The sequence below is a fragment of the Methanoculleus taiwanensis genome (assembly GCF_004102725.1).
In the GTDB taxonomy this organism is placed as follows: Archaea; Halobacteriota; Methanomicrobia; order Methanomicrobiales; family Methanoculleaceae; genus Methanoculleus_A; species Methanoculleus_A taiwanensis.
The window spans coordinates 932,796-952,810 of the sequence record NZ_LHQS01000002.1; the positions used below are offsets into that span (position 1 = coordinate 932,796).

Here is a 20,015-nt window from a genome sequence, read left to right on the forward strand (position 1 = left end):
CGGACTGCCCATATGGGGGAATCATCATGACAAAACTGGTTTTTTTCGATCTGGATGAGCAGGAGCAGGCTGTAATCCGTGATGCGTTCGCGGGAGAGAGCGGCTACGATGTTGCCGTGCACGGCGAACCGCTTACAATCCAGAGTGCACCGCTTGCCCGGGATGCAGACGGGGTAGGGGTATTCGTTCAATCACATGTCACGCGTGAGATCCTGGACACATTGCCGAATCTTCGGATGATCGCCGCTATGTCCACCGGCTTTGACAATATCGATCTGGAAGCCTGCAGGAAGCGCAACATCGCCGTCTGCAATGTGCCGTCGTATGGCGACAACACCGTGGCGGAGTATGCGTTCGGGCTTATGCTGGCGCTCACCCGGAAGCTTCGGCCGACGTTCCGGCGGGTCGAGCAGGGCGAGTTCAGCCGCGAGGGTCTGCGGGGATCGGACCTGAAGGGAAAGACCCTCGGGCTGATCGGCACCGGCCATATTGGGTCGCACCTTGCACGCCTTGCATGGGCGGCCGGCATGACGGTGATCGCCTACGACCCGCATCCGAAACCTGATCTCGCCGAGCAGTACGGGGTGACCTACCTGAGCCTCGAGGAGGTCCTCGGGCAGTCGGACGTCATCAGCCTGCACGTCCCCTACACGAAATCCACGCACCACCTGATCAATGCCGAGCGGCTGGGGCTGCTTAAGCATACCGCACTGCTCATCAACACCTCCCGGGGAAGAGTGGTGGACACGGGGGCCGTCTCCGATGCCCTGCGGGACGGGCGCCTCGGCGGGGTCGCACTCGATACCTTTGAAGGGGAACAGGTCTGGATCGAAGAAGAATTCTTAAAAAGGGATGATGTCGCCGCGATCGTGCTGCGGGAGGCGATGGAGAGTTTCTCCATCCTGCACTCCGATCGCGCGATCCTCACCCCGCATAACGCCTACAACACGGCGGAGGCCCTGGAGCGGATACTGGCCACCAGTGCCGACAATATCAGGGCGTTCTTTGCCGGCAACCCGCAGAACGTGGTTGCCGAGACATACCATAAGCCGGCGGCGCGAGCTGCACCGGCGGCACGGTAGGAGGAGATGAATATGAAACAGAATGCGCAGTATATCCGCTGGTTCGAGGATATCAGAAACGAAGATGTTCCTCTGGTCGGCGGAAAGAACGCCTCGCTCGGAGAGATGTACAGTGAACTGACCGCGAAAGGCGTGAAGATCCCGGACGGGTTCGCCATTACCGCCGACGGCTACTGGCACGTGCTGAAGTCCGGGGGAATCCTCGACGAGATGAAGTCTGCCATGGAAGGGCTGGATCGGAACAATGTCACCGATCTCGCGACCCGGGGGAAACGTGCACGCGACCTCATCCTCGGGGCAGGCATTCCGGACGATCTCTGGGCCGAAGTGAAGGGCGCGTACGATATGCTCTGCGACGAGTACGGCGCGGAGACGGACGTTGCCGTCCGGAGCTCGGCCACGGCGGAGGACCTCCCCACGGCGTCGTTTGCCGGCCAGCAGGAGACCTACCTGAACATCCGCGGCTACCAGGCGCTGCGGGAAGCGGTCAGCAAATGTCTTGCCTCCCTCTTCACCGACCGGGCGATCGCCTACCGGGTGGACAACCGGTTCGACCAGTTCAAGGTCGCCCTCTCGGTCGGCGTCATGAAGATGGTCCGCTCGGACTTATCTTCGAGCGGGGTCATCTTCACGCTCGACACCGATACCGGATTCCGGGACGTGGTGCTCGTCACCGGGTCGTACGGCCTTGGCGAGAACATCGTCCAGGGTGCCGTCAACCCTGACGAGTTCTATGTCTTCAAGCCGACCTTCCGGAAGGGATACCGGGCGCTCGTCCGGAAGAACCTCGGCGATAAAAAGATGAAGCTAATCTACGGCCGCGGCGGGGCCAAGGAGGTGACCCGGAACGTCGAGGTGCCGGAGGCCGATCGGAAGACGTTCTGTATCACGGACGACGACGTGCTGACGCTCGCCGGATACGCGCTCACCATCGAGGATCACTACTCGGAGAAAGCCGGCAAGCTGGTGCCGATGGATATCGAGTGGGCGAAAGATGGCGAGACCGGAGAGCTCTTCATCGTCCAGGCCCGTCCCGAGACGGTGCAGTCGCAGAAGACCGGGGATATCCTCGAGACGTTCCGGATGGACGAACGGGGCGAAGTCCTGGTGACGGGAAAGAGCATCGGTGATGCGATCGCCGCGGGGAAGGCCCGCGTCATCACGGACGTCTCGAGGCTCTCGACCTTCAAACCGGGTGAGATCCTGATCTCCGACACCACGACGCCGGACTGGGAACCGGTGATGAAGACGGCCGGGGCTATCGTCACGAACCGCGGGGGGAGAACCTCGCACGCCGCCATCGTCAGCCGCGAACTCGGCATTCCCGCCGTCGTCGGCACGGGAGATGCGACCGAGAAGATCCCGACCGGCACCGACGTGACGGTCAGCTGCGCCGAGGGCGAGGAGGGCTATGTCTACAGCGGGATCTTAAAGTTCCACGTCGAAAAGACCAGCCTGAAAGGCCTCAAGCGGCCGAGGACCGAGATGATGATGAACCTCGGGAACCCGGACGAGGCGTTCGGGCTTGCGATGATCCCAAACGACGGCATAGGGCTTGCCAGGATGGAGTTTATCATCGCAAGCTCTATCAAAGTCCATCCGATGGCGCTCATTCACCAGGATAAGGTCGAGAATGCGGCTGTCCGGGAAGAGATCGACGATCTCACCTCCGGTTACGCCGATAAAGCGGACTATTTCGTCGAGAAACTTGCAGAAGGCGCCGGCACTATTGCCGCGGCCTTCTACCCGAACCCCGTCGTCGTCCGGATGAGCGACTTCAAGACCAACGAGTACGCGAACCTGCTCGGGGGGGAGTACTTCGAGCCGGAGGAGGCCAACCCGATGCTCGGTTTCCGCGGCGCGGTCAGGTACTACGACGAGCGGTACCGGGAGGGCTTTGCGCTCGAGTGCCGGGCGATGAAACGCGTCCGGGACGAGATGGGGCTTGTGAACCTGATCATCATGATCCCCTTCTGCCGGCGGGTCGAGGAGGCAAAGCGGGTCATCGAGGAACTCGGGAAGAACGGTCTTCGGCGCGGCGAGAACGGCCTTCAGGTCTACCAGATGTGCGAAATCCCGAACAACATCGTTTTGATCGACGAGTTCAGCGAGTTCTTCGACGGGTTTTCGATCGGGTCGAACGACCTAACCCAGCTGACGCTCGGCGTCGACCGCGACTCCGCGATCATCGTGCAGGAGTTCGACGAACGCGACCCGGGTGTCGAGAAGATGGTTGCCGTGGCCGTCGAGGGGTGCCGGCGGAACGGCCGGCACAGCGGGCTGTGCGGCCAGGCGCCGAGCGATTTTCCCGAGTTCGCCGACTTTCTGGTCGAGCAGGGCATCAACTCCATCTCGGTCAACCCGGACGCACTGCTGAAGATCACGCTCCGGGTGGTGGAGACGGAGGAGCGGATGAAAGCGGAAAAGGGGAGGGAGAGGGTTGCCCCGGTGCCCCGGTAACTGCCGAACGAGCTGATCGAGAAGAAGAAGCGGAAGGGCGAACTCTGATGCTCACCGCCTGCCCCGGGAGGGGCAATCTTCATCATCTCCTCACCCCCAGATACGATCAGGAGGCGAGCAGAATCCGTATGACGGTCCGGGCGCAGCGTGGGGAGAAGAGCACGTTCGTCGCTCAGCTCGAAGAAGTGCTCCCGCTGCTCCGGGAGCGGTTCGGCGTAACGAAGATCGGCATCTTCGGGTCGACCGCCCGGGGCGACGACCGGCCGGAGAGCGACGTGGATGTGCTGGTCGAGCTGTCGCCGGACTGCCTCACGTTCCGGAACTTTTCAGCGCTCGCCGATTTCCTGGAGGACCTCTACGGGCGGAAGGTCGATCTGCTCACCGTCGGAGGGCTCGATCCTCTCATCCGGCAGGATGTGGAGAGCGAGGTGGTCTGGTGTGAAGCGTGACTCCGTGTACCTCGCCCACATCCTCGAGGAGATGGAGTTTATCGAGGCCTACTTCTCCGGCCGATCCTTCGAGGAGATCGTCCGGGATGAGGTGATGAAGCGATCGGTTCTCCGGAGCCTTGAGGTCATCGGGGAGGCGTCGAAGAACCTCTCCCCCGAGGTCAGGGCACGGTATCCCGACATTCCCTGGAACGGTATGGCACGGATGCGGGACAGACTGATCCACGGGTACTTTAGCGTCAGGTGGGAACTCGTTCTGGATGTGGTGCAGAACGAGGTTCCGGCAGCCAAGCCGAAGATACAGGCAGTCTATTCGGCGTTGCTCTCGGAAGAGGGGCGCGATCGATGACCTATTCGATCTGGATCGTCCCGAGCGACGAGGACGAGGGGTTCATCGCCGTCGCTTTGGAGCTTCCCGGCTGTTCCGCGTTCGGCGAGACCGAAGAGGAGGCGCTCGCTGAAGTGAAGGTGGCTGTCGACCTCTGGCTAAAGACCGCCTACGAAGAGGGGCGGGAGATCCCGGAGCCGGGCGGCCGGGAGATCCTCGCGGCCATCCTTGCCGGGAAGGGCGCCGCCCGCGAGCAGATGGTGTGATCCCGGTAACGATCTCCATTTTTCGCCTGCCCGATGAATCATGTCGGTAGACCTATGGCGAACGGCCGGGCAAGTCCGATGTTCCGGATGAAATGAAAACCGCGACCCGTAACCCCGGCCGACGTCAAAGCCTCCGAGAAGCAGTATCTGCTGGCACCGGGAGACGGAAGATCGGCAAACGAGTCCCAGCGGTTGTCGGATCCGTTTGTTATATATCTCCATACAACAACAGTGAGATCATGTCTGCGAGCGCCGGGTCCGCCCATTCCCCCACCCTCGATACGATCAGAATGGTCGAAGATTTTATCCGGGAGCACAGCGGCGAATACCGCCGCCGGGCGCTATGGGAGCGCCTGCCGCGAAAGGTGATGTATCAGACGTTCAAGACGGTCATCGAATACCTCCTGGAGTCAAACAAGATCGCCATCGATGCACGGGGGAAGGTCTGCTGGATCTACAACCCGGATCTCGCCCGGTGGTACCTGGCCCGCGAGGACCTGCGGATCAGATGAAGGCCGCGATCTATTTTGCAGATGCAAAGGTAAAAGGAGCCTTTGAGGCTCTGAAGGCCTCGACCCGCACGGACGAACAGGAACTGGCCGCCCTCCTGGACAGAGCCCTCGATGCGATAGCAGCCAACGCTTTTTGCGGCACGCAGGTCCCGAAGAGGCAGATCCCGAAGGTCTACCTGCAGCGGCAGCCTCCGATACAGAACCTCTGGAAGTACAACCTCTCCCGGTCATGGAGACTGATGTATACCGTGGCCAGCGACGGCGACACGATCGCGGTCATCATCGAGTGGTTGGATCATACCGGCTACGATCGCCGCTTTGGGTACTGAGTACAAACCTGCCGCGATGGTGCCGGCATCCATTCGCTCCCAGCCTACCCGTAGACAGTCATCTGCCGGGACGCCCGGGCGTCGGCTACGACCGAAGCGGTGCCACCGGGCAAAAAGGGCGGGAGATCCCGGAGCCGAGCGGCCGGGAGCACCTCGCGGCCATCCTCGCCGGGAGGGGCGCCGCCCGCGAGCAGATGGCCAACCGGCGCTTCACGAACTGGCCACCGTTCCCCGGAGCCGAATCGATCCGCATGCATCGCAGGAGCATCTTCGAGGCAAACCCACATTTTTGGCTCTCACGTCTTTACCGCCTGTCAATCTCCAAACACCATCCCCTGAACACGTGCCTATGAACCGGGGACGCTCGCCTGCGGCCCCGGCGGCACACCCGCCCTACCGGGAGAACCGTATCCCGCTATGGTCGATGATCCTGTACGTCTCGACCTTGATGAAATCCAGAACCAGGAATCCGACGATGGCATAGAGCCAGACGAACCCTGCCAGGTACCAGCCGATCGGCGTGACGAAGATCCCGTACACCACGATGATTGTCGCGATGATCTTTGTAATGATCGCCGACCAGAGCAGCGCCGCTCCCGGCCTGATCGACCAGAAGGGGCCCCTCGTGCGGGTGACGAAGATGGTGAGGTGCCCCGCCACCGCCAGTTTCAGAAAAATAAGCGACTGAATGACCGGAAGGCTCAGGTGCAGCGGCCCCTGTGCGATGTACAGGAGGGTGAATGAAAAGACGACTCCTACGAATCCGAGGATCGTCGAGAGGGTGAGGATCTCCTGCATCTTCCATTTTTCAGGGGATGGCGAGGAGATGACGTTGTCGTAGGCGATGGTCATGATCGGAATATCGTTCAGGAGCGCCAGCAGCACGATCATGAGAGCGGTGATCGGGAAGAAGGTGAAGAGCAGAATGGAGAGGGTGACGAAGAAGAGCACCCGAATTGTCTCGGTAATACGGTAGATGACGTAGTGGTTCATCCGCTGGAATATCTTCCGGCTCTCCTGTATCGCATCGATGATGACCGAGAGCCCCGGTTTTGTGAAGACGATCGAGGCCGCCGATTTCGCCGCATCCGTGGCGCCGGCAACCGCGATGCCGACGTCCGCCTTTTTGAGGGCAGGCGCATCGTTCACGCCGTCGCCGGTCATGCCGACGATATGCCTCCGCCCCTGCAAGAGCGAGACGATCCGGTACTTATGTTCGGGAAAGACCTCGGCAAACCCGTCCGCCTTTTCCACGATCTCTCCCGCCTCGGCGTCGTGCTCTTTTAAGAAGGCGTCGGCGGTGACGATCTCGGACTTCAGGTTCACTTCCCGTGCAATCTCCTTCGCGATTGCCACATGGTCGCCGGTGACCATCTTGATCTCAAGTCCCATCTCCTGTGCGGTTTTGATGGTTGCCGCCGAATCGTCGCGGGGCGGATCGTAGAGGCCGAGCACGCCGGCATACGACCAGGCGCCTTCGGCATCGCTCCTCGCCACGCCGAGCATCCGAAACCCCCTCTTCGCAAAGTCGTTCGAGAGCTCGTCGATGCGCTCTTCGAAACCCCTGCTCCCGCCCGTCAGCTGCAGGATCACCTGCGGCGCACCCTTTGCCACGGTAAAGCGGTTGCCGTCCGGATCCTGAACGGCGGCTTCCGTGCGCTTAACGACCGGATCGAAGGGTTTGAAATTCAGAACTTTGTATGTTGCGGCTTTTTCCCGCCGGCTTTTCGCCTGTTCCGACGTGATGATCGCCATATCGATGGTATCCTGATCTTCTTCCCTCGATGCGAGTACGGCGTCCAGCAGCACATCCTCCTTCGAGGCCGCTTCGAACGGCACGATATCGGAGAGGGTGAGGCGGTTCTCCGTTATCGTTCCGGTTTTATCGGAGCAGAGGATGTCGACCCCGGCCATCTCCTCGATGGCAACCAGTCTGCTGACGATGGCCTCTTTCCGGGCGAGCGCCATTGCCCCGACTGCCATGGTGATGGAGAGGACGGCCGGCATTGCCGCCGGAATCGCCGCCACGATCAGGACAAGGGCGAACTGGAGCGCTTCGAGCAGGTTCTCCTGCCGGAAGATCGAGACGATGAAGGTGACGGCAACCAGGGCGACCGCCATGACGATGAGATAGTCCCCGATTTTGATAACGGCTTTCTGAAAGTGGCTGACCGTCACCGCCTCTTCGGCGAGCCGGGCGGTTTTGCCGAAGAAGGTATCTAGTCCCGTGGCTACGACAAGTCCGGTCATTTCACCCTGCTTCACGATGGAGCCGGAATACCCGACGTCCGAGAGATGTTTATCGACCGGCATCGACTCCCCGGTCAGTGCGGATTCGTCTGCCGAGAGGTAATCTCCCTCGATGAACTTGATGTCCGCGGGAACGACGTCCCCGAGCCGCACGCGGACGATGTCGCCGGGCACGAGTTCGCGTGCGGAGAGTTTCTGCCACGAGCCGTCGCGCAGCACCCGAGCTTCGAGTGCAAGCCGCTGTTTCAGCATCGCAATGGCGTTTCCCGCCTGGCGTTCCTGCCAGAAACCGACGATCGCGTTGATGAGGAGCAGCGAGAAGATGATCGCGAAGTCCTCCCAGCGCCGGATGACGGCCGAGATGATGAGCGCCGCTTCGATCATCCACGGGATCGGGCCCCAGAAGTACTTCAGGAACGTGAGGAGCGGGTTCTCTTTCTTCTCCGGAATCTCGTTATACCCGTAGGTCTGAACGCGGCTTTGCGCCTCGGACCCAGTCAGCCCGTCCCGTTGCGACGAGAGCTTCTCGAAGAGATCGTCGATGGTTTTGCCTTTGGCCTCCTCCGTCGTAATCTTCTGACCCGCCATGCCGCTTCGCGGCACTCTCTTCGAACCATCCTATATAAACAGTAACGGTCGTCCGGGGTGGGCACATACGGAAAAATCCCCGTCATTTTCGAGCGGGAAGAAACAGAATCGGGTACGGGGCAAATCGTTAAGTATGACCCGCGGGGTGTGCGCCGGTGGAAGATCTGCCCTACTCCCACGGCGAAAGCGCGTGGGGTTCTGGTAGTACTGGCACTCGTAATCGTTCTTCCTGGTGGCCAAAGATTCGAAATGAATTAATATGATCTCCCTCTGTAACCACGCTGCATTGGAAGCACGCATCGCGATTCCTGCAGACGATAGAGCATGCGTTCTCTCTGCAGGGCTCGTGGACGATCCGGCGGCGGTCTCGTGCGGGAGATTGTGCTGTTCTAACCACAGCACTCAGAGGTTGCCTCCCGCTCTTCCCCGGTCACTAGCTGCTCCGGAGTGGTGGACTTGCATGGACTCGTATCGAACGTCGCTTGTCGTCGGATCAGTTCTCCTGATGGTGGCGGGTCTTCTCTGTGCCCCCGCCGCAGCGCGGACCGGGCTGAAAGGCATTCAGAACGGCGATACCATATACGTCGGCGAAGAGAGCCTGAACCTGACGGGGCTCGACCCGGCGGTCGTCCGCCTTGTCCACGACGGCGCCGGTGCGGCGGGGTCGGGCAACAACAGCATCGATGTGGCGAACCCGGACGACTTTGACCTGACTGCGACCGATGTCGATGACGTCACCGGCACCTACTCTGCGTGGGACGCGACCGGCCCTGCCGCCGGCAGTCCGTTCGTCGTTGTCGAAAATCCGTCCGTGACCCTCGATGTCGTCCTGAACGGTACAGCCCGCTCCGTGAACGGCAGAACCGTCACCCGTGACCGCCCTCTCGCGTTCAGACTCGATAATAACCTGGAAGGGCTGTATGCGGAGCCGCCGCTCGCCTCTCTGGCTGTCGAAACCGGCCTGCCGAACGGCACGAAGGTGCTCGCCTTCGGGGGTGTCAATCTCTCTTCAGTCCCCCTCCGTACGCCCACCCTTTTGATACCCGCTATCGACCTCGCCGGCGCCGAACCGGGCACCTATACGGTTCAGGCGACGTGGACGGACGGAACCGGCCTCGAGGGCAAGGGTTACGACTCGAACACCGTCAGATTCGAGATTCTCGATCCTGCTTCGGCCGATGTCACGATGGAGGTCTCGGGTTCCGGCACCTATGCTCTCGGTGACGAGATCGTGATCAGCGGGACGTGTGACGGCAGCACTGCCGTGTACCTCTTCCTGACCGGCCCGAACCTCGGGAATGGCGAGAGGCTCGATATGAACGGTCCGGTGGTGAACGGCACTGCGACGACCTTCACCGAGGTTCTCGTCGAAGCGAACGGTACCTGGGAGTACCGGTGGGATACCTCCACCGTCCATGCGGTGATCGATCCCGGTATCTATACGATCTCTGCAGCACCGGTACCCCGGGACTATGCGAGCCCTGCAGAGCACGCAGCGGCGGGTGTCGTCTTTGCGATGCCGACGGTGACCGCGGAGGCACGCCCCGCATCGGTCATCCCGGGCGATCCGGTCGTCATCTCCGGCAACGCCTCGGGAAACCCGGGGAACGTCTATGTCTGGATCTTCGGGCAGAACCTCCGCGTCTTCAGCGATCCCGTGGGCGTTGCAGCGAACGGCACCTTTGCCTACACGTTAAATCCGGCCTCCACCGCCAACCTGGCCCCCGGGCGGTACGATGCCGTCATCCAGCACCCGATGATGGACGAAGAGCAGAGCGTCTGCTTCGTGCCGCCGGGTTCCATCCGCGTGCCCGGCACGGCGCCGGTCGATCTGGCGAGCCTGACGCCGTCCGCCGCCAGGGCTGCACTCCTGGATGCTTTCACCACACCCGGCGTCGACGACACCTATGTGGAGGTCACGTTCCGGATCGGTGAATCCTGGATTGCAGTAAACCCGATCGGTGACCGGGTCGTCGACACCGCGTTCCGGATCGACGGCACGACCAGCCTGGCTGTCGATGAGAGGCTGCTGGTGAGGGTCACGGACGTATCCGACCTCACCGTGGTGTCAGGAAGCGTGCTGGTCGGGGAGGGGGCAGCGGACAACACGTGGTCGCTCGAGGTCGATGCGTCGGCGCTGGAGACCGGCGAGTATACCGTGACGGTTGAATCGGTATCGCCCGAAGCTTCCCGGAGTGCTGCCTTCCGGGTCGTCGAGAGTACCGTCCCGACCCCCGGGCTCCCGTCCGGCTGAAGGTGATCCTATGGGCGGCCTGGTGCCGCCCACCGTGCGGCATATTACCATGCCCGCCGATATCGAGGACGACTCCCCGAGGAAACTTTTCGGTGACGCTGGATAGGATTGAGGACGGTCAGGCGTTTCTCCTCCCCGAGGGCGACGAGTCGGTCGGCATGGCGATGCCGGTTGCACCTCCCGCCGGAGGGAGCGAAGGAAGGGGAGGTGCTCATCATCGATATCAGGCGGGAGATCGGGGATGCCGGGGAGGAGGCGAAACGGATCATCGAATAGTTCGGGCGGCTGAAACCTTCCGGGGAGCGGGTCGAGTAGGGATGGTCGGTTGCCTGCAGTCGACGACGGGTTACGCGGATGAATCTGCCTTCTTCCCTCCACACCTTCACCCGGGTCGAACGTCCGGGGTGTGCTCGGTCCAAATGGTATCTCTATAATCCAGGTAAGCCTGAATGTCCGGATCCTGTCATCCATTCCTCCCTGATCCGGCTCCGTGCCCTCCGGCACGCTCGTCGCTCTCTTCTTCGTGTTCTAATCGTGCGCCATCTGGTCGATCGCCGCCGTCACGGTGAGGACGAGCGCGTCGTCGTGCCCCGGCTCCACCTCAACGCCGTAGGTATCCCGGATCCGGAACCACTTTTTGGAGACCTCCGCAACCCGGTTCCGCCGCCCGGCGTCGATATGGTACTCGTGGTCGAGGATATTGCCCTGCACATCCCAGTCCTCCTCCCCGGGGATACTCACCGTCCAGCGGTCCCGGAGCGGTGCGATCAGCGCCTTCTTGATCGTCGCGGCGGTGCCGCCGCCCCCCCGTTCGATCTCCATGGTGTCCTTGATCCGGAGCATCCGCTCCTGGATCGTGTAGAGGTCCTGCCCTTCCCTGCTCTGGATGACGAGGGTGTTCCGGATGCGGAGTGCTTTGCCGTCCACCTTGAACGCCCGCTCTCCCGCTGCGTTCTCGATCCAGAAGTCGTCCCCGATAGAGACGAGTTTTTCACGCATCTTATACCGGTGCGTGCCGCCGGCCTCTTCGCGGCCCCGTGGACCGCCTTCCGCTCTTCTTCGCATCATGGCCATCGCCTCATATACCGGTGAGCCGCCGTCCCCGTGCCCCCTCGCCTGTTCCGGTTCACCGTAGGGCCGCATGATCCGGTATTCGGGCGGGCGAGGGCAGGCAGGGCGAACAGCTACCGGCGCCAATTATATCGTCTGTTAATTATATTTATCGATAAAAATGAACGCTCCACACTATACTGCCGAAATCGACAGATCGTATCAGACCGGTGTAGAAATGCTCGGTAAACAGAACATTGCAGGATTCCGTTGGCCCTGAGCAGGAGACGACGGAGGTTTCGATCCCGTACCCCGTCCCGGGGTCACGCGATGCCCGGCTAAACATATATGCAGGCACGCCCTATCCACGGACATGAGCCCCTCACCGGAAGAACCTGGAGAAGGCTGCTGGGACTGGCGGGAGGAATTTTCCGATCTCGGCGACGACCCGGTACCGTCTCTTATCGTAAAACTGGGCGATGAAAATCCCAAAGTGCGCTGGAAAGCGGCCTTCAGCCTCGGCAACCTCGGAGATGCGCGTGCGGTCGATCCCCTGATCGCCTCGCTGGACTTTTCGCGGCCGTATGCTTCGGGAGAAGATGCGTTTACCCTGAACATGGTTGCTGCCTGGGCACTCGGGAGGCTCAAAGATCCGCGGGCGGTCGAACCGCTCATCGGGGCACTCTCGAGTACCTGCGACGATTTCGTCTGGATTGCAGCCTGGGCACTCGGAGAGATCGGGGATACACGGGCAGTCGCCCCTCTCAGAGCGGCGCTGCAGCGGGGTGAATTCGAGTGCGTGTGGGCTCCCGGGCGTCCCTCCCCGCCCGAGGAGTTTCCCGACCGGGTGGAATTTGCCGTCCTCGACTGCGTCACCGTGATGACCTTCCACGCACCGGAAACGCCCATCGAGCGGGCGCTCGAAAAGCTCGGGTCTGCTCCCGAACAGACGGTGAATCCCCAGTAAAAGCGGACAGGCGGTTGTAGGGAGACGCTCGCTCTGGCAATCGCTCCCCTACTGCCGCCCCCCTTACTCCCGGGCCATCATCGCTGCTGCCTCTTTCTCGAGGTGGACGTACGGTTCACCGGTGACATCCACCATAATCTTGTGGACCGTCCCGGTGAATGTCCACGGAGGTTTGCCCGGATAGTCGTCGGTCACCGCCTCGCCCTGTTGTCGCCCGATAGAAAGCCCTTTGCCGGCGAGATCGAAGTACGCCGGTTGGGTCTTGATCCTGCCTTCGCCCACCTTTATGTCGTTGATATAGAGGGTCAGGGTCCCGTGAGCTGTTCCTCGCGGTTCTTCGCCGTCTTTGGCGAACGAGGCAGAGAGAATACTCCTGCCGGCCGGAACCAGAGCTTCCGAGACGATATGCTGCTCGAGGCTCCCCACGAAGTTGTAGACGTAATGCAGGCGGTTGTCCCTGACGTAGAGGGCATGGCCACCGAACCTGGTCCCGAGGGCGAGGAGCACTCCTTCAGCACCACCTCCCGGTATATCGACGTCAGCGGCGATGGCATAGGATCGGTTGCGGATATTCACGGCCACGCCTTCAGGAATCGGGGCGGTGTTCGGATAGTAGACGAAGAGGTTGCGTTGCGGCGCGGGCTGGGGCCGTGGCGAGGTCAGAACTTCCGGTGCTGTGCGATCATCGAGCGGCAGCCCCTGGTGCTTTCCGGCCTCGTGCCACCAGAGTGCTACCAGTTCAAGGAGTTTGTGCGGGTGCTGTTCGGCCAGATTGCGGGTCTCGGAACGGTCTTCATCGATGTGGTAGAGCTCCCAGGTGTCCTCGGTGAAGTGCCCCCACCCGGAGATGGTCGGATGGGTGGTCACCGCCTTCCAGCCATCGTGCCAGGAGCCGCGGGACCCGAGCATGGAGTAGAACTGGGTGTGCCGCTCTGTTGGAGCATCGCTATTCGCGTAGGTGTAGCGCATGCTGATGCCCTCGATCGGCCACTGGGTGTAGCCTTTCACCACGTCGGGCATCGGGATGCCGATGCATTCCAGGATGGTGGGCGCTATATCGATGGCATGGTGATACTGGTGACGTTTCTCTCCTTTTGCCTGAATTCCCCGCGGCCAGTGGAATATGCAGGCATCCGCGATGCCGCCGGCGTAGCAGTAGCGTTTCCACATCTTGAACGGGGTGTTGAACGCCATCGCCCACCCCGAGCAGTAGTGGTTGTAGGTCTTCGGGCTCCCGAGGTCGTCAAGCATCCGCAGGTTTTCTTCGAGAGAATCCGGAATGCCGTTGAAGAATTTGTTCTCGTTGACCGAGCCGTTAGGCCCGCCCTCGGCACTGGCACCGTTGTCGGAGACGAGCACGATCAGGGTGTTGTCGAGTTCGCCGCTCTCCTCCAGGAAATCGATGAGCCGGCCGATCTGGGCGTCGGTGTGGGCGAGGAACCCGGCGTACACCTCGGCCATCCGCGTGAAGAGACGCTTTTCCGCATCGTTGAGCGAGTCCCAGGGCTTGACAGTGTCCGTTTCCGGGTATGGCTTCCCTTCGGGCCCCGTCCTTGTCTCCGGTGTGCCGATAGGGTTGATCGGCGGCAGCTCGGTATTCTCGGGAACGATCCCCATCTGCTTCTGCCGTGCAAGAACCAGCTCCCGGTAGCGCTCATAGCCCATGTCGAACCTGCCCCGGTACTTCTCGATCCACTCTTTCGGAGCATGGTGCGGAGCGTGCGTTGCCCCGGGGCAGTAGTACATGAAGAAGGGTTTGTCCGGGTTGATCTGCTTGGCGTCCCGGATGAACTCGATCGCGGTGTCTGTGAGATCTTCGGTCAGGTGGTAGCCTTCTTCGGGAATTTTCGGCTGCTCGACCGGGTGATTATCGTAGACCAGGGCCGGATACCACTGGTTGGTCTCGCCTCCCAGGAAACCGTAATACCGTTCGAACCCCCGGCCGCCCGGCCAGTTCCGTTTGGTCGAGGCCAGATGCATCTCTTCCTGCGGGCAGAGGTGCCACTTCCCCAGCATGTAGGTGTTGTAGCCCTGCTCGACCAGCACCTCTGCAAGGGTGGCGCACTCGAACGGGATATGCCCGTTGGAGTTCGGGAACCCCGTGGTCGCCTCTGCGATGCAGGCCATGCCGACGGTGGTATGGTTCCTGCCGGTCAGCAGGCAGGCCCTGGTCGGCGAACAGAGTGCCGTCGTGTGCCACTGGGTATACAGCAGGCCGTTATCTGCCAGGCGGTCGATGTTCGGCGTTTCGATCAGTCCGCCGTAGCAGGACATGGCGGAGAACCCGATGTCGTCGAGCACGATCATCAGGACATTCGGGGCACCTTCGGGCGCTTTCGGTTCTTTATACGGCGTCCAGTCCGGGACCGAGTCCCGGGAATCGACATTGATGACACCCTTCCATTCTTCAGGCATATCTTCCTTCCCCCCTCGAATCTATGAGTGGATGCCAGGCAATGAATCTGGATCTAATTATATTTATCCCAGAATAATTGGTTGGCGGGGCGCTCCCCGCTATATTGGCCGGATATGCGGGGTGGGGTGGATCTCCAGGTCCGCGTATCGGCCGATCGGCCGCTCATGGCGGCCGCTCTTTTTCTTCGCCCTTCTCGATCTTCACTGCCTGCTCAATCCTCTCCAGCCGCGTAACGATATCCCGATACAGCTCCTCCTGGTGAGCCACCATGTCCCGAAGCTCGCTCATTGCCTCGCCCTGCCGGCTTTGCATGGGGATGGTTTGCTCCGAATGTCTCTCCCGGGGTGCCGTCAGTTTATTCGAGAGGAACCCGGCAAGCGTTCCAAACACGCTTACTCCCGCGGTCATAATGACGATGCCCACAATCCGCCCCCATGTGGTGACGGGGTACTGATCACCGTAGCCCACCGTCGCGATTGTGACGTACGCCCACCAGAGTGCGTCTCCCGCCGTCCGGATGTTTGCACCCGGGGCCGTGCGCTCTGCACCGAGTACGAGTATGGCACTCACCTCGACGAGGAGAATGATGAAGAAAAAGACGAAAAAGAGTGCTCCTTCTGCCCGCTGTTCAGAAAAGTCATATTTCAGCCGTCTGATACCGAATGTGCGCATCAGCCAGACCACTTGTGCAATCCGGGAGAGACGGAAGATCTTCATGCCGGGGAGAGGCACCGAGGAGAGGAGATCCGCCCAGCCCCGGTCCTGAAGGAAGTACTGCAACTTCGATTCGGCAGTGAACAACCTGAAGAGAAAGTCCAGCAGGAATACGGACGATAAGAAGAGATCTACGACGAAAACGACCCTGGTCGCATCAGGATTGAGGGCGGGGAAGACGAGGAAGACGATGTTGAAGACCGACAGGAGGGAGAGGAACAGGATGAATCCCTCGTAACTCGACCCCTTGAAGCCGACAGGACACTCCGATTCCTCCTTCATAGAAAACTCCAGACGTGCGGTGTATGATGATACCCCCACCGTCCTTAAGGGTCATCAGTGTTTCGGCGCACCATTCACCTCCCGCAGCACTTTTTGTACTTCAGCCCGCTCCCGCCCCCGCCGGAGCAGCCCAATCTCGCCATCCAGACGATAAAATACCCCTCCATCACTTTCTCGAGATGGGAGAGTCGGTGCGGGAGCGTGAACTCGAGCGGGGCCTGATCGATCACATCTGCGAGTTTCTCCTGGAGCTCGGGGTGGGGTTTGCGTTCGTGGGAGCCGGTACCATCTGGCGGTCGGGGGGCAGGAGTACGATCTGATCTGCTCTTCCACCACCTCCGGCTCAGGTCGTTTGTTGCGATCGACCTGAAGGTGGGCGCGTTCATCCCCGAATACGCCGGGAAGATGAACTTCTCCCTATCGGCGGTCGACGACCTCCTCGCCCACCCTGCGGACAACCCGAGCATCGGGATTGTTCGCTGCAAGACGAAGAATCGCATCATCGCCGAGTACGCACTGAAGGATATGACCAAACCGATCGGGGTTGCGGGGTATGCGCTGACCTCTTCCCTGCCGGACGAATTGCTCGGGACGCTGCCGACGGTCGACGAACTGGAAGGGGAGCTTGGCCGGGGGAAAGAATGACGGCGGCGGCATGTAATTCATGCCGGGGCACGGTGTGATTCTCCAGACGGAGAGGTCTGACTACCGGGCTCATTTTTGGTTTCTCTCCCTCTGGCTCTTGATTTAGGATATGTAACGGGCATGTAATCCGTATGCAACGTCGTACTGCAACCGGCTTCCAGCCGCTGCCCGGGCTGCTTGATCACCGGACGTTCGAGCGGGGGGCGTCGAACTCGGGCGGTGCACGTCTGCGATACGGGGAAAGTGGTCTATCGTCCCTGCCGTCCCTGACGCTTGAGAAACTCCGGCAGGCTCACGGGTCGGTGCCGGGCAACCAGCTGATAGCCGTCTTCAAACCGCAGGAGGCGAAGGACGGCGCATCGAGACGGGATGATCAGGCATCATTCTGTACGTCAGCAACGAGTTTTCTCCTCGGAAGGAAATAGGCGGGAATCTGGCCGAGCACCGCGATAATCACGGCCGCCCAGAGTGCTGTTCTGATCCCCTGAATCCTGGCCGCTTCATTGATGTTGAGAATCTCATCGGCAATATCGGGGGGAACATCCTGCAGGACCTCTTTCAGCTGATCGTCGCTCACGAACTCTACGCTGTCTTCCACAGCGACGATGACCTCGCTCTTAATTTCGTCCGGGAGCACGGGGCTCTCTTCGATCATCGCGACAGCACTGACGGCAAGTCCGGCAAGCAGCATGGCACCCAGCAGAGCCGTCCCCAGGGACATGCCGAGGTTCTGGGACGTGGCCATGAGCGCCGCCGCCTCGCTCGTCCGTTCAGGAGAAACAATCGAGAGCGCCAGGTTCATGATCTGTGATCCCATAAGCCCGATGCCGAGTCCGAGGACGGCGAACCCGATGGAGACCTCGATTCCGGTTATCTCGACGTCAAGCGCGGCGATGATCAGGAGCAGGCCAGCAATCGCCCCGATCAGTCCGGCCTGGATGATCCGGCGGGGAGGAATCCTTACGGCTAGCCTCGCCCCGGTCAGCGAGGCGACGAGCAGCGGGATTGAGAGGGGGAGGTAGAGGAATCCCGTCTGCATGGCGGTAAGCCCCAGTGCAATCTGGAAGAAGAGCGACATTGCGAAGAGAATGCCGCCCATAACCAGGGTCTGTACGAGTTGTATGCCCATTCCGGAGGTAAAACTTCTCATCCTGAGCAGGGAGACGTGTACGAGCGGCTCCCTGCCGGACGCAACGACATGCCGCTCCCAGGCGAGGAAGATGAGCAGGGTGAGGATGCCGATACCGATGAAGATGGGGGTGGGGGAGAGGCCAAGGGGGTTGAACGGTATGCCGGCGATATCGAAGGGGATGCGGGCCTGCCACCACCCATAGGCGCCGGCGAGCAGGATGCCGTAGACGATGGCTCCCATCCCGAGTGCCGAGAGGATGGTGCCGACGATATCGAGCGTCGGTCGCTCACTGGGCTCTACCGGCGCATCCCGGATCTGTCGGGAGAGCCAGAGCACGATGAGAACGATGACGACTTCCGCGGCAAAGGCGAGCCGCCAGGTGTAGGCGGTGGTCAGCCATCCGCCGATGATAGGGCCAAGCGCGAGCCCGCTCGCAACCACCCCGCCGATTAACCCATATGCCAGCGCACGGTCGGCGCCCTCGTAGTTCGAGGTGACGAGGGTCTGGAGAGCAGGCATCACCAGAACAGCCCCGAGCCCCTCGAGGATCGACCACCCGATAAAGAGCACGCCGATGGTGGGGCTCAGCGCGGTGATCAGCGAGCCGGTGCCATAGACAACCAATCCCCGCCGGAATGTGAGAAGGCGACCCCAGATGTCGCCGAGCTTGCCTCCCGTGATCATGAACGCCGCCATGACCAGCGCATACATGGTGATGACCCCCTGCACAATCGTCACCGTGGTGTCGAAGTCGTCAATGAGCGTGCTTATGGAGACATTCATGATGGTGGTATCGATGACCAGGATGAACATGGCCAGCGAAAGGGCTACAAGTACGGTCCACTTCGACATACAGATCTTCCTCCCCCCTTCTTACTGCCCGATCGTGCTGTAATAGGATGATATTGGGCAGTGACTCCCTGCTGCCATATATATGTTGCCACAATCGGGAGAATATGCCCTATAGTGCGATCCACGAAGGTTCTGCAGTTCTTCTCTGACATGCTGCCGTATGGCTTACAGATCGTGAACGCCTCTTCCTGTAGCGCTATTCCGGGATGGTGAACGGAGCGCATCAGTCCGGATTCTCATCATCCGTTATTCCGGAGGGGAGAGTACCAGTGGCTCGGCAATACGCCGTGAGAGGACTCTGCTGCTCATCTCCAACCGGATACGCGGGGTGGGGGTGGATCTCCAGGTCCGCGTATCGGCCGACCGGCCGCTCATGGCAGCCGCTCTTTTTCTTCGCCCTTCTCGATCTTCACTGCCTGCTCAATCCTCTCCAGCCGCGTGACGATATCCCGATACCGTTCCTCCTGGTGAGCCACCATGTCCCGAAGCTCGCTCATTGCCTCGCCCTGCCGGCCTTGCATGGGGATGGTTTGCTCCGAATGTCTCTCCCGGGGTGCCGTCAGTTTGTTCGAGAGGAACCCGGCGAGCGTTCCAAACACGCTTACTCCCGCGGTCATAATGACGATGCCCACAATCCGCCCCTGTGCGGTGACGGGGTACTGATCACCGTAACCCACCGTCGCGATTGTGACGTACGCCCACCAGAGTGCGTCTCCCGCCGTCCGGATGTTTGCACCCGGGGCCGTGCGCTCTGCACCGAGTACGAGTATGGCACTCACCTCGACGAGGAGAATGATGAAGAAAAAGACGAAAAAGAGTGCTCCTTCTGCCCGTTGTTCAGAAAAGTCATATTTCAGCCGTCTGATACCGAATGTGCGCATCAGCCAGACCACTTGTGCAATCCGGGAGAGACGGAAGATCTTCATGCCGGGGAGAGGCACCGAGGAGAGGAGATCCGCCCAGCCCCGGTCCTGAAGGAAGTACTGCAACTTCGATTCGGCAGTGAACAACCTGAAGAGAAAGTCCAGCAGGAATACGGACGATAAGAAGAGATCTACGACGAAAACGACCCTGGTCGCATCAGGATTGAGGGCGGGGAAGACGAGGAAGACGATGTTGAAGACCGACAGGAGGGAGAGGAACAGGATGAATCCCTCGTAACTCGACCCCTTGAAGCCGACAGGACACTCCGATTCCTCCTTCATAGAAAACTCCAGACGTGTGGTGTATGATGATACCCCCACCGTCCTTAAGAGTCATCAGTGTTTCGGCGCACCATTCACCTCCCGCAGCACTTCGAACTGATCGGGACGCTGCCGGCAGACCCTCGTAGCCGTCTCACCGCCCCTCGCACCCCGCAGGTAAACCCCGGTTCCGGAAGACTTTCATCGTCAGGGGTCAAGTTCCTCTGCAGTACACCCCCGGCTCTCAGCCGAACA

The 20,015-nt window shown here is 60.8% G+C and carries 20 protein-coding genes; 13 read left to right on the forward strand and 7 right to left on the reverse strand.

From position 1 onward, the window contains the following. The first annotated feature begins 26 nt into the window (after nucleotides 1-26). From ABH15_RS09355 to ABH15_RS09385, 7 genes are all read left to right on the forward strand, one after another. Nucleotides 27-1,082, forward strand: coding sequence for an NAD(P)-dependent oxidoreductase (locus ABH15_RS09355; RefSeq protein WP_128694069.1), 1,056 nt, complete (start codon nucleotides 27-29; stop codon nucleotides 1,080-1,082). Nucleotides 1,083-1,094: 12 nt separating this feature from the next. Further along, on the forward strand, nucleotides 1,095-3,542 hold the full coding sequence (ppsA, locus tag ABH15_RS09360) for a phosphoenolpyruvate synthase (RefSeq protein ID WP_206633435.1): 2,448 nt from the start codon (nucleotides 1,095-1,097) through the stop codon (nucleotides 3,540-3,542). A 128-nt stretch (nucleotides 3,543-3,670) separates the two neighbouring features. Further along, nucleotides 3,671-3,991, forward strand: coding sequence for a nucleotidyltransferase family protein (locus ABH15_RS09365; protein WP_241648064.1), 321 nt, complete (start codon nucleotides 3,671-3,673; stop codon nucleotides 3,989-3,991). Next, nucleotides 3,981-4,340 carry a HepT-like ribonuclease domain-containing protein gene (locus tag ABH15_RS09370; RefSeq protein WP_128694072.1) on the forward strand — a complete coding sequence of 120 codons (360 nt, stop codon included), beginning with the start codon at nucleotides 3,981-3,983 and terminating at the stop codon, nucleotides 4,338-4,340. The genes ABH15_RS09365 and ABH15_RS09370 overlap by 11 nt, the downstream gene beginning before the upstream one ends. Continuing rightward, entirely contained in the window at nucleotides 4,337-4,585 is a 249-nt protein-coding gene (locus tag ABH15_RS09375) for a type II toxin-antitoxin system HicB family antitoxin (RefSeq protein WP_128694073.1), read from the forward strand. The genes ABH15_RS09370 and ABH15_RS09375 overlap by 4 nt, the downstream gene beginning before the upstream one ends. A gap of 239 nt (nucleotides 4,586-4,824) precedes the next feature. Beyond that, complete coding sequence (locus ABH15_RS09380; RefSeq protein ID WP_128694074.1) at nucleotides 4,825-5,097, forward strand: hypothetical protein; 273 nt, start codon at nucleotides 4,825-4,827, stop codon at nucleotides 5,095-5,097. Then, complete coding sequence (locus ABH15_RS09385) at nucleotides 5,094-5,426, forward strand: hypothetical protein (protein ID WP_128694075.1); 333 nt, start codon at nucleotides 5,094-5,096, stop codon at nucleotides 5,424-5,426. The genes ABH15_RS09380 and ABH15_RS09385 overlap by 4 nt, the downstream gene beginning before the upstream one ends. A gap of 393 nt (nucleotides 5,427-5,819) precedes the next feature. On the opposite strand, the gene ABH15_RS09390 is transcribed toward ABH15_RS09385, so the two are convergent. Next, complete coding sequence (locus ABH15_RS09390; RefSeq protein ID WP_128694076.1) at nucleotides 5,820-8,264, reverse strand: plasma-membrane proton-efflux P-type ATPase; 2,445 nt, start codon at nucleotides 8,262-8,264, stop codon at nucleotides 5,820-5,822. A 460-nt stretch (nucleotides 8,265-8,724) separates the two neighbouring features. Here ABH15_RS09390 and ABH15_RS09395 point away from each other — a divergent pair, with 460 nt between their 5' ends. Together ABH15_RS09395 and ABH15_RS13865 are read left to right on the forward strand one after the other, a co-directional pair. Continuing rightward, on the forward strand, nucleotides 8,725-10,518 hold the full coding sequence (locus tag ABH15_RS09395; RefSeq protein WP_164913701.1) for a DUF3821 domain-containing protein: 1,794 nt from the start codon (nucleotides 8,725-8,727) through the stop codon (nucleotides 10,516-10,518). A gap of 108 nt (nucleotides 10,519-10,626) precedes the next feature. Then, on the forward strand, nucleotides 10,627-10,794 hold the full coding sequence (locus tag ABH15_RS13865) for a hypothetical protein (protein WP_206633436.1): 168 nt from the start codon (nucleotides 10,627-10,629) through the stop codon (nucleotides 10,792-10,794). A gap of 252 nt (nucleotides 10,795-11,046) precedes the next feature. On the opposite strand, the gene ABH15_RS09400 is transcribed toward ABH15_RS13865, so the two are convergent. Then, nucleotides 11,047-11,586, reverse strand: coding sequence for an LURP-one-related/scramblase family protein (locus tag ABH15_RS09400; RefSeq protein ID WP_128694350.1), 540 nt, complete (start codon nucleotides 11,584-11,586; stop codon nucleotides 11,047-11,049). A gap of 355 nt (nucleotides 11,587-11,941) precedes the next feature. Between ABH15_RS09400 and ABH15_RS14005 the strand changes: the two genes are divergently transcribed. After that, complete coding sequence (locus ABH15_RS14005; RefSeq protein ID WP_128694078.1) at nucleotides 11,942-12,535, forward strand: HEAT repeat domain-containing protein; 594 nt, start codon at nucleotides 11,942-11,944, stop codon at nucleotides 12,533-12,535. Between the two features lie 63 nt (nucleotides 12,536-12,598). Here the strand turns inward: ABH15_RS14005 and ABH15_RS09410 are convergent, their stop codons facing one another. The 3 genes from ABH15_RS09410 to ABH15_RS13880 all read right to left on the reverse strand — a co-directional run bounded on the left by ABH15_RS09410 (nucleotide 12,599) and on the right by ABH15_RS13880 (nucleotide 16,177). Then, nucleotides 12,599-14,950 carry an arylsulfatase gene (locus tag ABH15_RS09410; RefSeq protein ID WP_128694079.1) on the reverse strand — a complete coding sequence of 784 codons (2,352 nt, stop codon included), beginning with the start codon at nucleotides 14,948-14,950 and terminating at the stop codon, nucleotides 12,599-12,601. Nucleotides 14,951-15,113: 163 nt separating this feature from the next. Beyond that, entirely contained in the window at nucleotides 15,114-15,947 is an 834-nt protein-coding gene (locus tag ABH15_RS09415; protein ID WP_128694080.1) for a potassium channel family protein, read from the reverse strand. Nucleotides 15,948-16,021: 74 nt separating this feature from the next. Further along, nucleotides 16,022-16,177: an SEC-C metal-binding domain-containing protein gene (locus tag ABH15_RS13880; RefSeq protein WP_206633451.1), complete on the reverse strand. Its 156-nt coding sequence runs from the start codon at nucleotides 16,175-16,177 to the stop codon at nucleotides 16,022-16,024. Here ABH15_RS13880 and ABH15_RS14140 point away from each other — a divergent pair. The 3 genes from ABH15_RS14140 (at nucleotide 16,127) to ABH15_RS09425 (ending at nucleotide 17,017) form a co-directional block, all read left to right on the forward strand. Further along, complete coding sequence (locus ABH15_RS14140; protein WP_206633437.1) at nucleotides 16,127-16,267, forward strand: PDDEXK nuclease domain-containing protein; 141 nt, start codon at nucleotides 16,127-16,129, stop codon at nucleotides 16,265-16,267. The two genes, ABH15_RS13880 and ABH15_RS14140, sit on opposite strands and share 51 nt — an antisense overlap. Further along, nucleotides 16,212-16,592, forward strand: coding sequence for a PDDEXK nuclease domain-containing protein (locus ABH15_RS13890; RefSeq protein WP_206633438.1), 381 nt, complete (start codon nucleotides 16,212-16,214; stop codon nucleotides 16,590-16,592). The genes ABH15_RS14140 and ABH15_RS13890 overlap by 56 nt, the downstream gene beginning before the upstream one ends. A 131-nt stretch (nucleotides 16,593-16,723) precedes the next feature. Then, the gene (locus tag ABH15_RS09425; protein WP_128694081.1) at nucleotides 16,724-17,017 is read left to right on the forward strand and encodes a hypothetical protein; all 294 of its coding nucleotides are present in this window, start codon (nucleotides 16,724-16,726) and stop codon (nucleotides 17,015-17,017) included. On the opposite strand, the gene ABH15_RS09430 is transcribed toward ABH15_RS09425, so the two are convergent. Together ABH15_RS09430 and ABH15_RS09435 are read right to left on the reverse strand one after the other, a co-directional pair. Then, on the reverse strand, nucleotides 16,966-18,576 hold the full coding sequence (locus ABH15_RS09430) for an MFS transporter (RefSeq protein ID WP_128694082.1): 1,611 nt from the start codon (nucleotides 18,574-18,576) through the stop codon (nucleotides 16,966-16,968). The two genes, ABH15_RS09425 and ABH15_RS09430, sit on opposite strands and share 52 nt — an antisense overlap. A gap of 371 nt (nucleotides 18,577-18,947) precedes the next feature. After that, nucleotides 18,948-19,781, reverse strand: coding sequence for a potassium channel family protein (locus tag ABH15_RS09435; protein WP_128694083.1), 834 nt, complete (start codon nucleotides 19,779-19,781; stop codon nucleotides 18,948-18,950). Nucleotides 19,782-20,015 lie beyond the last annotated feature (234 nt).

Excerpts from the sequence above, each read along its gene's own strand:
- ABH15_RS09355 (WP_128694069.1), top strand. The coding sequence starts at position 27 with ATGACAAAACTGGTTTTTTTCGATCTGGATGAGCAGGAGCAGGCTGTA.
- ppsA (WP_206633435.1), top strand. The coding sequence starts at position 1,095 with ATGAAACAGAATGCGCAGTATATCCGCTGGTTCGAGGATATCAGAAAC.
- ABH15_RS09365 (WP_241648064.1), top strand. The coding sequence starts at position 3,671 with ATGACGGTCCGGGCGCAGCGTGGGGAGAAGAGCACGTTCGTCGCTCAG.
- ABH15_RS09375 (WP_128694073.1), top strand. The coding sequence starts at position 4,337 with ATGACCTATTCGATCTGGATCGTCCCGAGCGACGAGGACGAGGGGTTC.
- ABH15_RS09380 (WP_128694074.1), top strand. The coding sequence starts at position 4,825 with ATGTCTGCGAGCGCCGGGTCCGCCCATTCCCCCACCCTCGATACGATC.
- ABH15_RS09385 (WP_128694075.1), top strand. The coding sequence starts at position 5,094 with ATGAAGGCCGCGATCTATTTTGCAGATGCAAAGGTAAAAGGAGCCTTT.
- ABH15_RS09390 (WP_128694076.1), bottom strand. The coding sequence starts at position 8,264 with ATGGCGGGTCAGAAGATTACGACGGAGGAGGCCAAAGGCAAAACCATC.
- ABH15_RS09395 (WP_164913701.1), top strand. The coding sequence starts at position 8,725 with ATGGACTCGTATCGAACGTCGCTTGTCGTCGGATCAGTTCTCCTGATG.
- ABH15_RS09400 (WP_128694350.1), bottom strand. The coding sequence starts at position 11,586 with ATGATGCGAAGAAGAGCGGAAGGCGGTCCACGGGGCCGCGAAGAGGCC.
- ABH15_RS14005 (WP_128694078.1), top strand. The coding sequence starts at position 11,942 with ATGAGCCCCTCACCGGAAGAACCTGGAGAAGGCTGCTGGGACTGGCGG.
- ABH15_RS09410 (WP_128694079.1), bottom strand. The coding sequence starts at position 14,950 with ATGCCTGAAGAATGGAAGGGTGTCATCAATGTCGATTCCCGGGACTCG.
- ABH15_RS09415 (WP_128694080.1), bottom strand. The coding sequence starts at position 15,947 with ATGAAGGAGGAATCGGAGTGTCCTGTCGGCTTCAAGGGGTCGAGTTAC.
- ABH15_RS14140 (WP_206633437.1), top strand. The coding sequence starts at position 16,127 with ATGGGAGAGTCGGTGCGGGAGCGTGAACTCGAGCGGGGCCTGATCGAT.
- ABH15_RS09425 (WP_128694081.1), top strand. The coding sequence starts at position 16,724 with ATGCAACGTCGTACTGCAACCGGCTTCCAGCCGCTGCCCGGGCTGCTT.
- ABH15_RS09430 (WP_128694082.1), bottom strand. The coding sequence starts at position 18,576 with ATGTCGAAGTGGACCGTACTTGTAGCCCTTTCGCTGGCCATGTTCATC.
- ABH15_RS09435 (WP_128694083.1), bottom strand. The coding sequence starts at position 19,781 with ATGAAGGAGGAATCGGAGTGTCCTGTCGGCTTCAAGGGGTCGAGTTAC.